This window comes from Photobacterium carnosum (genome assembly GCF_021236965.1).
Lineage (GTDB): Bacteria > Pseudomonadota > Gammaproteobacteria > Enterobacterales > Vibrionaceae > Photobacterium > Photobacterium carnosum.
This window is the reverse complement of sequence record NZ_WMDN01000042.1, coordinates 1-11617: the sequence shown is the minus strand read 5'-3', so window position 1 is coordinate 11617 and position 11617 is coordinate 1. Positions and strand designations below refer to the sequence as shown.

14 protein-coding genes are annotated in these 11617 nt (G+C 34.6%); 1 reads left to right on the top strand and 13 read right to left on the bottom strand.

Annotated elements, in window-relative coordinates; all coding sequences use genetic code 11:
• Positions 1 to 235, top strand: a 235-nt coding sequence (locus tag GLP24_RS19435; RefSeq protein ID WP_232578252.1) for a hypothetical protein, incomplete at its 5' end; no start/stop codon positions are given.
• 113 nt (positions 236 to 348) lie between these two features.
• Here the strand turns inward: GLP24_RS19435 and GLP24_RS19430 are convergent.
• The 13 genes from GLP24_RS19430 to GLP24_RS19370 all read right to left on the bottom strand — a co-directional run.
• Entirely contained in the window at positions 349 to 1239 is an 891-nt protein-coding gene (locus tag GLP24_RS19430) for a hypothetical protein (protein WP_144043131.1), read from the bottom strand.
• Positions 1240 to 1318: 79 nt separating this feature from the next.
• A complete protein-coding gene (locus GLP24_RS19425) occupies positions 1319 to 2188 on the bottom strand; it encodes a hypothetical protein (protein ID WP_101767399.1) in 870 nt (289 codons plus the stop codon).
• A gap of 210 nt (positions 2189 to 2398) precedes the next feature.
• Positions 2399 to 2908: a hypothetical protein gene (locus GLP24_RS19420; protein WP_101767398.1), complete on the bottom strand. Its 510-nt coding sequence runs from the start codon at positions 2906 to 2908 to the stop codon at positions 2399 to 2401.
• A 105-nt stretch (positions 2909 to 3013) separates the two neighbouring features.
• Positions 3014 to 3910: a hypothetical protein gene (locus tag GLP24_RS19415; RefSeq protein WP_101767397.1), complete on the bottom strand. Its 897-nt coding sequence runs from the start codon at positions 3908 to 3910 to the stop codon at positions 3014 to 3016.
• Between the two features lie 92 nt (positions 3911 to 4002).
• Complete coding sequence (locus GLP24_RS19410) at positions 4003 to 4965, bottom strand: hypothetical protein (RefSeq protein ID WP_101767396.1); 963 nt, start codon at positions 4963 to 4965, stop codon at positions 4003 to 4005.
• A gap of 90 nt (positions 4966 to 5055) precedes the next feature.
• The gene (locus tag GLP24_RS19405) at positions 5056 to 6015 is read right to left on the bottom strand and encodes a hypothetical protein (protein ID WP_101767395.1); all 960 of its coding nucleotides are present in this window, start codon (positions 6013 to 6015) and stop codon (positions 5056 to 5058) included.
• A 101-nt stretch (positions 6016 to 6116) separates the two neighbouring features.
• The gene (locus tag GLP24_RS19400) at positions 6117 to 6668 is read right to left on the bottom strand and encodes a hypothetical protein (protein WP_101767394.1); all 552 of its coding nucleotides are present in this window, start codon (positions 6666 to 6668) and stop codon (positions 6117 to 6119) included.
• 104 nt (positions 6669 to 6772) lie between these two features.
• Entirely contained in the window at positions 6773 to 7381 is a 609-nt protein-coding gene (locus tag GLP24_RS19395) for a hypothetical protein (RefSeq protein WP_144043130.1), read from the bottom strand.
• An 82-nt stretch (positions 7382 to 7463) separates the two neighbouring features.
• On the bottom strand, positions 7464 to 7907 hold the full coding sequence (locus tag GLP24_RS19390) for a hypothetical protein (RefSeq protein ID WP_101767392.1): 444 nt from the start codon (positions 7905 to 7907) through the stop codon (positions 7464 to 7466).
• A 90-nt stretch (positions 7908 to 7997) separates the two neighbouring features.
• Positions 7998 to 8264, bottom strand: coding sequence for a hypothetical protein (locus tag GLP24_RS19385; RefSeq protein WP_101767391.1), 267 nt, complete (start codon positions 8262 to 8264; stop codon positions 7998 to 8000).
• Positions 8265 to 8742: 478 nt separating this feature from the next.
• A complete protein-coding gene (locus tag GLP24_RS19380; RefSeq protein WP_101767390.1) occupies positions 8743 to 9906 on the bottom strand; it encodes a DUF7146 domain-containing protein in 1164 nt (387 codons plus the stop codon).
• 155 nt (positions 9907 to 10061) lie between these two features.
• Positions 10062 to 10325, bottom strand: coding sequence for a hypothetical protein (locus GLP24_RS19375; RefSeq protein ID WP_101767389.1), 264 nt, complete (start codon positions 10323 to 10325; stop codon positions 10062 to 10064).
• A 124-nt stretch (positions 10326 to 10449) separates the two neighbouring features.
• Positions 10450 to 11617: vWA domain-containing protein (locus tag GLP24_RS19370; RefSeq protein WP_232567731.1), on the bottom strand; the 1168-nt coding region annotated here is incomplete at its 5' end.

The following is an 11617-nucleotide window of genomic DNA, read 5'->3' as shown; positions in this document are numbered from 1 at the left end:
CTTTGATAAAAACGGTCAGCTTTCAGATAACTTTATTCACGTTTTTATCGTCCTACCACCGACGTCAAATAAAGAAGCAACCAAGCTGAAGATGGAGGTTGTAGACGCGCTTTATAAACATGGTATTTTAGTTTACTCACCACAAACATGCATTCATGAGCGGTGTCATCAGTATTTATTCGAGATCTGGCCTTTTAATAAAAAACCCAACGAATTACCAGTCCGACCATCGTAAGTTAACCACTCCAAAAAATGGGCAAAAAAAAAGTCGAGTTACCTTCTCCCCATGCGGGAAGTATAGTAACTCGACTTATTCAAACCAGACTTAAAACAGTGAAGTTTGATAATTTATGCCAATGTGACCGCACGCCAAAAACTAACACTTTCTTCCTCTCTTTGTTGTTTAGCTTCGATTTCTATCTTTGCTATATAACGAGATTGGAAAAAAATATCGCGTTCAGGTCGTTCAATTCCCATGATCCGTCTCCCTTCGGAAATTAGATCAGCGAATAATTCGACATATTCTTTATATATGAAATGAAACAACTTTTCATCAGATAATGACTTATCACAGATCACCGAAGATATAGTGGTCTGACAAACAATTGAATATTCTTCACATTCAGGTTTGCGTTTTAATAGAGTCACCTCAGAATCAAGGTACATTTCTTTTCCATCGATAAAACTACGTATTTGGCTCATGTTAAATACTTCATTCTCAGGATCATGGAATAGATATAAATCCTCACAATTTTCCTTTGTAACTTGTATTTTGTAATCACCGAATGTTCTATCGTAAATAATTTCTGTATCACTTACATTTGCATCATACAAAAAGGCATAACCATCACGCTTAAATGATGATTTAAGGCCCTCAAGTTCGTCAGCAATGCATTCACACAGTGTTTCACAGGCAGTTTCTTGCAATGCCGTTAAGGAATTCGAGCTATATTCAACGCGCTTTCCTCTAACCTTCATTTCAATATATTTACCTGAAGTAATTATTCGTTCAATCGCCTTCACATAGTTGCTATGAGTTTTGGTTAAAAGGCGCTTGGCCGTAGCTATTATTGAATCATTACATAGATAAGTAGAATCCCACCCAACATAATCTGACTGACAATAAGCAATCGACCAATTGATTAAAGTTTCATCTTTATATTCTGCGTAACCAAGAGCCACTAATGAATTAGAGATATAATTTGTGAACATTTTTGCTGTCATTTCATTATTTTCCATAAAAAAGGCAGCATTAAACACCCAAGGGGTAATCAATACTGCCCTTAGGGTTAAGTTAATGTTCTATTTGTTGTTACGCTTAGTCAATACCAAGTGATCGCCACGCACGTAATTCATCAATCGATAATACGCACTTACAATCTAAATTTTCCTTTACTAGACCTTGTACGTCTCGTTCTTCCATGACCATTTCATGCAAACAATCACGAATAATTGGCATATTTAATTTAACAATATCTTCGTAACTTGAACCGCACTGAGATTTAATAATACGAGACTGAAAATCTGCAATACCAGTTATATTAAGACCATAAAATTCAATATCAATATCCATGCACACTAAACGAGAACCTCCGTTTTGGCATAGTTGTTTCATTGTTTTTTTAGATAGCCCAAATATTTCATCACAAGCATCACAATAGACATCGACACGACAGCCTGTGAGTATGTGCTGTTTGACCAAATAGCGTTCATGTTTAAGTGTTGTATTATTAATAAAATTATTAATCAACTTAATACTTGATTTGACAATTTTATCAATATCAGTATCCATAAACATACAGGCATTTTTACAGACGACCCAATCAGGACTACCGACAGGAACCTCACTATTAATGCCGGCATTAAAATCGACAAACTCCAGCTTACTATTAAATACAAATTCAACAATTTCCTTTAACTTCATGACATGATGAAAAGTCTTAATATTTTTAGTCTGTTCAAACCATTTAGCCATAAGTCGCACGAATCCCATTTCAGACATCTTTATCTCAGGAAAATGAATATCGGTGACGTAGCCATGTGAATCAACAGTAAAACTCAATTTGTCATCATTAGCGATATCAAAATAGCCTTGGTCACGGAACATATCCAAAACAAGATTGATTACGGGTTGGTTGCGTTTATAGTTAAAAGAATTTGTTTCGAATTTAGCGTTAGTAGTTAACATTTTTATCTTTCCTAGTAGTTGTTCAATCAGGAATCATGAATAAGACACACGAGAACGCTTCATAAATCATAAAGAGATATAAAGAGTTATAATGTGGTTATTCATGACTAATATTGAATACCTAATAAAAATCAATGCTGACTTAATAAAGACAACAAGGTTAAAAGGTACTTATTAGTAATTCCTTTGATAGTTAATGTAGTATGTGGATTACAGTTCAAGAGAAATGGAGTTACCTATAAACATTGCCTTACGCTCTTGTTGAGACATATATAGATGTTTATATATTGGGCTATGTACCATGCGATTGAACATTGGAGGGCAATAATCACCATCAGAACGTTCCAGTACACTTTCCATAGCCGTGATAGCTTCATCCAAGTCAAACTCCATCACTGAGTAATAAGTATTGGCAATAATATCTCCAACTACAATTTCTAGTGTTGGATCATAATATTTAGCACCCACTTTTATCCACGCGTGTTCAATTGGTAAAATTGATGAGCAGACGCACATACCAAGAACGTATTTAACATCCTCGGTTGTGGTCTGAATCAATCGTTGTAAAAGCTTAAATGAGTTGTCATAGCATTGCTTTGGTTTAACAATACATTCAGCCACATCACGGACAAAATTCGTCATGGGACTAATTGAAACCTCAGCCAACATCTCACTTTTAATACCGGTTGACATTAATATGAACTTTTCTAGATTAGACATGTTTCTATACTCCAATTAGCAAAATTATTACTTAAATAGGCGTACAGAAACACCATTAGGCGTTTTATACACCTAATAGGTAATGTTATTTTTATAGTTAACGAATTAGAATGTTAATGATCCCCAAAACAGATCATTACCATTCAATTCTGATTTTTCATCAGTTACCTGGACTTGTTGCCGAGGTAAGACTAAACGTGCTTTTTTAATGGCTGTAATTAACAAACGACGAAATATAACCGTTGAACAGCGTACTTCATCGCTTATTGACTCAAAGCCATTTCGAGCAGCTTCTCCAATTAGTTCATTATTATGAAAAATTTGGCAACTGTATCGACACGGAGCAATATTCATTTCTAAAATATTTTTTACACGAGCACTCGTTAATGAGTTTATATCCGTATAATCCACATCTGTAAGATCAAAATAACGCCCCTCTACTTCTAGTCGCACTGTTACGTTAGCCGTCTTGATAAGACGCTTAGCCAGTATTTGTTGGTTCATAGCATTTAAATTACAAACCGAAATGACAAAATCCTTAACATAATTATTTATGTTTCTAGCTATACTGCACATGAGATAACGCATCAAACTAAATGCACGTTCTAACTGTGTAATATTGCATTTGCCATATCTCTGTTTATTTACCCACTCGCCATCAGTACAAAAAGTAAATTGTTCATTCATGAAACAAGATGCCTTAATACCAACTCTGACCATTTCATCAACTAATTCTTGAGTGCTATCGCTCATAGATAAGACCATTGCACATAAAAAACGCACGTAATCTTCGTCTAGTAGAACGGGGGTTGATGGGTAAATTTCAACATATTTTAAAACATAAAAAGACGTGTCATCGTACATATTGACCTTTATGCCAAAGTCAGCCACATCGAATAGTTGTTTTAAAGACGCATATTCATTCATAACAAATTGAGACACATGAGCACGAATGATAAGACCTAATTCATCTAAATATTCTTCTTTATTCTCAATAAACATATTTGTATTCCTCTAGTTCCAATTTTTAAATGTAAAAACAGGAATACAGATACCGATAGGTAAGAGTATTACCTGTCGGTATGTTTTATTTATTAGTTATAATCATTGTTACAATTATCTCTATAACATCCATCGCCAAGAAGGTAATGGGTTAAAGAGCTAATAGTACGAAGATACAGGACCAAGCAAACTACGAACTGAATTGGATCGAGAACATTAACGAAAGTTCCTCCCAAAAATGTTCTTTCAAACACTGCAGCTGTTATTTGCATAAATACCAATGTAAACATATAAAAGAAAAATATTATTACCGGGTTACATTTGCACATGATAAAAATACGCTTATGAAAACGTTGTTCCATCGAAGCAAAATCGCCACTGTATTTATCATTTTCTTCAATATAACGGGTATTATTGGTCATGTATGGCATAGCCACTAGGTTCTTAATCGCTTTTTTACGAGCTATAAAACTAAGAATAGTGGCGTTAAAATCTGCCTTTAGGTCGCGTTCAAAATATTGCTGATAGTTTGCAATAATATTTTTTGCTTCCGTAATTATCTTCGGGTCTATTAACGAGTTACTTTTTGTAGATGAAATCTTATTAAGGATACCCTCAAAAACATCATCTAAAAGCTCATTGCGTTTATCAGCAGACATATCTCTATGCGAAGCTGAGTAAATAACGCTATAAATCACTCGCATTTGCCACATGTAAGAAGATTCGAAGTATTGGTCTAACGTTTCTTTATATTTATCTCGATACAAATTTAATTCTGTCATTAAAACAGGATTAACATAATTATGAGATGTTCTAAGAATTACGTCACACATGTCAGTAAAATTAGCTACGATCGTCATTTCTTCATCATATGAATAAACTGAATCACCATTGCTCTGTTGAATAGAATCACAGCAGTCTAAACAAATAAACTCACATTCTTGTGAAGGTGTGTGTATTGTATTTGCACTACCACAAACAGGACAACAATATGGCTTTTCAATTGTATGGTCATCGTTGAAAATTTTATTATCAATAGTGTTAAAGTTGGTCATTGTATTTCTCCAAAGTTTTAATATGGGTAAATACATGACCCATAAGGGAAGTATTTACCCTTAGGTTATGTTGTTTGTTACTTACGAGGATTAAAAAGAAAGAGTGCTCCAATAACCGTCATTAAATGGTTCGGCCTTTGGCTCAATCTCTTCTAATTCCTTCTCAATTACGACTGTTTTTTGCGTTTTTGGATTGATTAATCTAGCACCAGAAAATACTTTTTTTCTTAAATATTTAACATCAGTATTATTTGGTAAATCGCCTATTAAATTAGATTCAATAGTCACTCCACCAAGTACGCTATCTGTCACAATCTCATCATCAATAAACAGTGCAGCATGGACATCAAGATTCATTATCAATGGATTTAATAACATTTTTTCCGCAAAACATTCTAAATTAGCATCAGAATAAAGTGATATGCTATTAAACTCACAAGGTATTGCTGTTAATGTATATCTATAATTTCCTATCACTCGATCCTTCAACAATATAGACCCATCTTGGTTTTCTACATCAACAAAATGCAGACATAACTCCAAAATAAAACGAGTTAAATCATCATAAAAAGCACATGTCATCGTTGCATAGATTTGCGTGATTCGTGATGCCAATTTATTGATAAAAGCACGTTCAGCTATAGGGTTATTAATATATAAAGATGCGGGAGCAATAATAGGAGGCGTTATCGTCGTTGTTAACTGTTTAGCGACACTACCATCTTTTCCACGATGCAACATTACACAAAGATTTGAAAACCACCTTTTATATGCTGCATCCACTGGAACATCCATTATTGATAGAATCTTCTTTAACTCTTTCTGGTCTAGCTGTTTATCAGTTGCTATATCATTAAACGGACAAGCATTTAATAATATTGCGGCGTTAGATTTAGGATCAAATTTAACACTTATCGCTTTTGCATCTAATCGAGTAGCCAATAAAGAGTATCTTTTCTGGTCCAAAAGAACTTTAGCAGCAAAAGGAACGAATACTTCTATTACATCGATTGAGTGTTGAGTGATTGAAGGTAAGTTACAAAGGTTCATTTTTATTTCCTCTAAGGTAAAAATACAGCGAGGAAACGATACCAACAAGGTAAGGTTTACCAAGCGGTATGTAAGTAAATATATAGGTTGTGCTATGCGTGTTACCGTATGTTATTTATAAAAGAGTTCTCATATTGGAGCAATTTAACAAATGAAATAAGATAACTAACAGCAAATAATACGACCATGAATAAATCAAAATTTGTTAATGATGTATCCCCAAAAAAATATTCCTGAATTGTTCCTGTAATTAATTGGCTAGCAATAAAAATAACAAAATGAACAATAAATAAATTTATCGGATTAAATTTAGACATAATAAATAACTCACGAAAATATGGATTACCTATTTTTGCATCTAATTCATCAAAAAATAACTTTAGGTCTACTCTCTTATCATCTGTTGTAAGTGCATTACGAATATTACGAGCTTTACGAGCTTTACGAGCTATAACATAACGTTCTAAGGACTCTTTAAAAAGTATCTTAGGATCCGTTTGCTGGCGTAACACTTTAGTATTTTTCATAATGAATAATTTAATATCAGTTAATACGATAGGATCGAGATAACTGTTATTAACCCAGACGATAGATTCGCATTTATCTTCAAGCAATTGATTAATTTCTTGTGTTTTGCATAGATTGGCTGTCATTGCTTTTATTCCTAATAAAAATCACAAGGGATAGCAATGATCACCACCTATAAAAAGGGATAATTATTAACCCTTGTTAGGTATGGTTGTATGTGCGTTACGATTTAATGGTTTGTGAGGGTGTTTAGCTTGTTGATGGAGTTAAACATTAGCGTATGCATAATATCATTTTCACCTTCAAACCATTTTACCCACTCTTGCCAAAAAATCGGTGTTGTTCCCATATCTGCCTTCATAAATGTTTTACTTGTTACGTTAACATCAGATAAGACTCGTTCAATAGCATTGATAAGGCTAATAGCTGTATCGTAAGAATGAACGTTAATAGGCGCTTTATTTATAAGTGGGGTTACTTCATTAGGTGTTATTTCGACTAAATCATCTTTCGAAGTATCAACTAAAAAGTAACGGGCCGTCTTATCTCCTTTCATGTACATATCAATGAAATGAGTATTCGCACCGATTTCTAACGGAAACAATAAACAACCAGACTCACGTAATAACCATACATACTTCTTACCTAAACCATATTTCTTCAATATTTTAAAATCGAGAGCAATATCGTCTTTGTAATATTTAGGTAGAGCTATTGAGTCAGATAATTGTTGCATTTTAATCACTAAATCATCAAATGTTGTGTTTGTGCCATGTATACCTAAATCACTAAAATTAGAGGTATTAATTGCATTCACAGTTGAGTTGTTAATCATCATGTTTCTCCAAGTGTTATGTTATGCACATACAGAAAAACACGATCCATAGGGATTGGTTTTTCCGTATGGCAGTGGTTATGGTTTATTTTTTAGGGAATTGCAGTTTTTTATCGAGTTCTTCAAGATTAGCAATTTTTATCTTCAGTTTTGCTGGAGTATTGTTAATTGATAAAACCTTATTTTCAGCGTTTCGTACATTATCTCTTGCTGTATTTTTCATTGATTTATTAATGTACAGCTTATGTAATTCTACGTGCTCTTTTTCTAAGGCATAAAAAAATTCAAGATCCCTATAAGTAGTCAATAATTCCTTTACTAACTTTTTCTTGTCTAAAAATTTTAGTGCCAATTTATAAGTAACATAAACGGGAACCACAGGGACAAGAATCGGTTTTAGATACTCCATAATTCCAACAAAATAAGGCTTAATTACTGGTAAGTAATGAATAGCGATTACTGTATAGTCGTATAGAGTTTGTAAAATTACTGATACTTCATTTGTAATTGTCGTAGCGTTAATAATCATAATTTTTTCCTTTGGTATATGACGCATCAAAAAGGAAAAGACTTATGATCCCATAGGATATAAATGCTATATCCGATGGATGCTAGTTAATTAATTTTTTACCTCTACGTTAACAATATTCAATAATTTAAGACGACGAGAAATAGATTCAAGTGAATGTCTTAACTCTTGTAGGTTGTCATTGTATAGGTATGTTGGGTGTTTTAGATTTGCGTTTAGTAAAGCAGTATCAAGATCATTGGTAACGTTACTAATGTTATCAATTTCAATACCATCTCCACATAACAAATCTGAGTTATGTAAATCATCACTATCTAAATCGAACATGGTTGATTGAGATAAGTTTTGATTATTCATATTTATAGTCCAATTAATCACTAAAAAAGATCACTAAAAACATCAATATGAAGCTAAAAGTAAGACTTTATTACGTGATAGTTAGTTATATTTATTAAAAGCATTGTGCGATTAATAAACAGGTTAGTTATAAACATTTTTATAGTAGTTGTTTATATGGCTACTCAAACGAACATATTAAGATGAAAAGATATCATATAAATATGGACGCGAACTCTTTCTTAAAACACCATCAATGACCCAAAAAGAAATTGGTTTGATGAAAGTAGTTAAACTTTTAGTGATGATAAGATTGAGGATTGATTTCAATAAAGCCGGTATGTGGCTTACTCAAAAATACACTTAATAAAGTGCCCTTTTGAGTAAACCACTGATTAAGTAAGACCGAAAAATCGGATCACTTAATCAATGGGGCATTTGTTGTGGCTGAATAACAACAAAATGACTGACTACGTTAAATACGTATTTACTTTTCACACTACATGCAATCTACGGCAAATTCCTCATCTAAAAAGATAGGGAATGCATCAGCCCCGTAATCTCGATATACATCTAGCCAATCTACAGATTTTTCACCTTGCGGAATACTTTGCTCTGGTAACATCACTTGAACTGAATATCCCTCCCCTGCCAATTTTTCAGCTAACGTGTTAGCTGTATTTTGACCAGTATTAGAGACATCTTTATCAGCCCATATAATGATAATTGTATTTTCACGATTAACACCTTGTACGTTTATGCCCTCGGCCATCCCTAATAAGGTGGCAGAGAAATAAGGACGCATAGGCATACCAGTTGCTTCACGTATAGCTAAGGCTGTTTCAATTCCCTCGCAGTATCCAAGGACCGAACATTGAACCCCGCCTTCGCCAGTAAACGTTGCAGGTTGGTCTAATTTAATATACCCACCTCTAATGTCCCATGGTGGAGACATCATTAGTTTACAATTACTCTCTTGGGCTTTCGCACCATTATTGAGGAATATACGATGGAGCGTACAATTATTACCTTTCACATCCACAAACGTTCCAATTAATGCTGAGTACCAAGGACTGCGATTATCACCCTCTTCTCTTAGACTAACTGGGTACCGAATGTGGTTCGTATAGCGCAAGTCATGCGGAAGTTTAGAGAAATCCCCTTTTAGACCTCGGCTACGTAAATAGGCGTGGACTTCAGGAGCGTGTGCTGCAGGTATAGATGATTGGGCAACCACTCGAACTCTATTCATTCGATATGCCCGTTCTTCTTCTGAACAGTGTTCTTCCCTTACTTTTTGCATTTCTTGTTGTTTCCACCGAACCTGATTATCTGAAACTTGGCCTATATTTCCACCAAGAATATCGATAATGTGATTCATAGCTTCCCCTTTGCTAGATCCCTCTAACCAACTAATAACATCAATACCATCCGGCATAGCGCCTTCATCGTTATGATACGCACCTCCTGTTTGAATCCAGTCTTTAAAAAAACGGAATTTAGTGGAAGTACGCTTACTATTAGTTGTGACGGGGCAAGGTACAGCGCGTGGAGCTTTGCACATTGCATCAGCTAACTGTGGATAAGATTGAAACACAACGTCCCACTTACCATCTGCTAACGCTCTAACTTTTTCGATTTTTGAACTTTGTTGACCATACATAATTATTCAACTCCAAAATAAATTAACAAATCACCGGGATTCGTTAAACCTGCTCATAAGGAACCGAAGGCTTAACGAATCCCAGTGAAGCGGTAGATTGCCAAATTTGCGGTAAACAAAATGGCAATCCTCATTTTTTATATTAATAATTGGTATTAGCCAGCAAACGCCTTATCCCATAGAATTAATTTATTAATCTTTTGTTGCTGCTTTTGAGATAATGATGAAATATCTACTGTTCTACGAGTACACATTTCCCATCCGTCCTCTAATCCAGCGATCAATTCCTCTGTAATGCCATTACAACAAATGTATTCAGCATCAATGACTCTTTCTTGACCATTTACTTCACATAAATCGCCAATAAGGAAAGCTCCGTTGCTATACTTCTCAAAATGAAAAATATCTACAGTTCTCATATTTAAATTCCTCCAAGGAGATCGATAAATACGAAAAGGAAAATATGGCCCTAAAGGGAAATATTTACCCTTTAGGTATAATCGATAATAGTTAGTTAGTTAGTTTGGTTGGTTGGTTGGTTGGTTATTTTTGATAAACATTACGAATATAACTAAATAGCTGCGGAGCAAGTTCCGAAGCATCATTAATTGAAACGTAAGGTCTATTTTCGAATCCAGCAAGATTATTTAATCCAATACCGACACCAATAACGTCAACATTTGCAGCGTCACAATCATTAAGGACGTCATAAATATTTGCATCACAGGCATCACCATCAGTAATTAAAAAAATCACTTTTTTCGGTTCTTTTCGAACACCAATTCGACTCAAAGCTGTTAATAGCGCTTCGGCTGTTGGTGTTCCGTAATTAGCCATCACATTGAAACTTTTGTTTCTACATGAGCTTATTTTTTCTTTGAATGACTTAGCTACATGAACCTTCAAGCCAGAAGATCCACCTACAGGATAATAAAGAACTTCACATTCAGCACCGCGAATAAACTCAATTGCACTTGCAATCGAAAACGCAGCGATATTTGCCAGTTGCATCGCATATCCATCCATCGATCCGCTTTTATCCACAAGGATCTGAAAAGCGGCGTTAGGAGCTCGATGTGTAGTCTCAACCTGAAAGATTCGACTATTACCACAACTTGCACCCCAGAGTTCACCTGTTGCTATAGTATTACCTGTACGTTCGTAAGAGCGTTCCGTCTTATTACGAGAATACACGATGCTATTAAGCACCTGACGCATACGTTGAGTAACAGGATCAGCGTCTTTTATCCATGATGGTACACCTATAAAACATCTCTCTTTACATACGCCTAATGCAAATGATGGTGTTGTATACTTGCCATTTTTGTCTTTAAATTCATCTTCTACTTCTATTGCTTTCTCTTTTAAAAGTTCTTCTATTTCCTCATGTAAGTCACCAATTAAATCGCCGTCACCAGCATTTAAGGCATCAATGATGTCTTGTGCTGTAGCTTGATTCGATGGTTCTTGTGAGTCATTGTCAGAAGATTGAGAAGAGTCAGTATCAGAAGATTGAGAAGATTTACCGTCAGAATTATCATCAGAGCTATCGCTATCAGAATTATCATCAGAGCTATTGCTATCAGAATTATCGTCAGAGCTATTGCTATCAGAATTATCGTCAGAGCTATCGCTATCAGAATTATCATCAGAGCTATCGCTATCAGAATTATCATCAGAGCTATCGCTATCAGAATTATCATCAGAGCTA

Bases quoted from the DNA above. Each gene is read 5' to 3' on its own strand.
- GLP24_RS19430 (WP_144043131.1), bottom strand. From the start codon at position 1,239: ATGGAAAATAATGAAATGACAGCAAAAATGTTCACAAATTATATCTCT.
- GLP24_RS19425 (WP_101767399.1), bottom strand. From the start codon at position 2,188: ATGTTAACTACTAACGCTAAATTCGAAACAAATTCTTTTAACTATAAA.
- GLP24_RS19420 (WP_101767398.1), bottom strand. From the start codon at position 2,908: ATGTCTAATCTAGAAAAGTTCATATTAATGTCAACCGGTATTAAAAGT.
- GLP24_RS19415 (WP_101767397.1), bottom strand. From the start codon at position 3,910: ATGTTTATTGAGAATAAAGAAGAATATTTAGATGAATTAGGTCTTATC.
- GLP24_RS19410 (WP_101767396.1), bottom strand. From the start codon at position 4,965: ATGACCAACTTTAACACTATTGATAATAAAATTTTCAACGATGACCAT.
- GLP24_RS19405 (WP_101767395.1), bottom strand. From the start codon at position 6,015: ATGAACCTTTGTAACTTACCTTCAATCACTCAACACTCAATCGATGTA.
- GLP24_RS19400 (WP_101767394.1), bottom strand. From the start codon at position 6,668: ATGACAGCCAATCTATGCAAAACACAAGAAATTAATCAATTGCTTGAA.
- GLP24_RS19395 (WP_144043130.1), bottom strand. From the start codon at position 7,381: ATGATGATTAACAACTCAACTGTGAATGCAATTAATACCTCTAATTTT.
- GLP24_RS19390 (WP_101767392.1), bottom strand. From the start codon at position 7,907: ATGATTATTAACGCTACGACAATTACAAATGAAGTATCAGTAATTTTA.
- GLP24_RS19385 (WP_101767391.1), bottom strand. From the start codon at position 8,264: ATGAATAATCAAAACTTATCTCAATCAACCATGTTCGATTTAGATAGT.
- GLP24_RS19380 (WP_101767390.1), bottom strand. From the start codon at position 9,906: ATGTATGGTCAACAAAGTTCAAAAATCGAAAAAGTTAGAGCGTTAGCA.
- GLP24_RS19375 (WP_101767389.1), bottom strand. From the start codon at position 10,325: ATGAGAACTGTAGATATTTTTCATTTTGAGAAGTATAGCAACGGAGCT.